We start from the raw sequence: 913 nt of genomic DNA on the forward strand, positions 1-913 counted from the left end.
CCAGATTAAATACCACATAATACCATTTCCCTGCGCATACTCCATCTATCCCTGGGGGTTCGCCCTCCCATGTCTCAACGGGTTTATCCCCTTACATTCCTTCGTTACACCTACCCAAGGGATGGAGGCCGACAACTCTTTGAAAACGGGTCTGTGCCCTTTAGGCGGAAACGTAGTCGGTACGCCACGCTTTCTTTGTAGAATCCTGCGAATGAGCCAAATGACGATGAATGTTACGTTGTTTCAAGGATTACTTATGCGGCTAGGGTCTTTACTTTTTCCGGTAGATAGGTTTGGTTATCCTTTGCTAGGGCAACTAGGATGCGAGCGAGTTTTCCGCAAAGCTTCATCAAAGACTGCATTCCCTTCATTTTCTTTACATGCTTATTGTGTTCGTGAAGTGCCTTAAATTCTGGATTGACAGCGACTAGATGCAAAACGGTTAAAAATAAGATGCGACGGAGACCGGGTCTACCACGTTTGGTAATGGTTACTTCTCCTTTACGAAGCCCTGAGCTATTCTCAGATAGATGTAAACCGGCCAACCGAAGAAGCTGCGATCCGTGTTGGAATTGTCTAAGATCACCGGCTTCGCTATATAAGGTAGCCAGCGTCATATCGCTGATCCCTTTAAACGTACGAAGTGAAGGAGTAGTTGGAATCAATTGAATCTGGGCTCCCAGTTTCTCTTCCAGTTCAGCTAACTGCTGCTGAAAGAAATCCAGCTGAGTTAATAGCAGATGAATGCAGACCTTGGAAGACATGGAGCATCCAGGGAGCCCTGTAGAGCACTTGGCTGATTCGATTAAGGCTTTAGCGGCGCTCAGGCTCGTTCGTTTGAGCTTCTTTTTCCATTGAGAGACGATAAAGGTTGGAGATAGGTCGCGAATGTCAGATGGAAGTGGAAACAAAG

Annotated in this window: 1 protein-coding gene; it reads right to left on the reverse strand. The window is 46.4% G+C overall.

Annotation, left to right across the window (positions count from 1 at the left end):
- Positions 1-254: 254 nt before the first annotated feature.
- Positions 255-913: IS110 family transposase (locus ET33_RS35460; protein ID WP_036693878.1), on the reverse strand; the 659-nt coding region annotated here is incomplete at its 5' end.

The sequence above is a fragment of the Paenibacillus tyrphae genome (genome assembly GCF_000722545.1).
GTDB classification, from domain to species: domain Bacteria; phylum Bacillota; class Bacilli; order Paenibacillales; family NBRC-103111; genus Paenibacillus_G; species Paenibacillus_G tyrfis.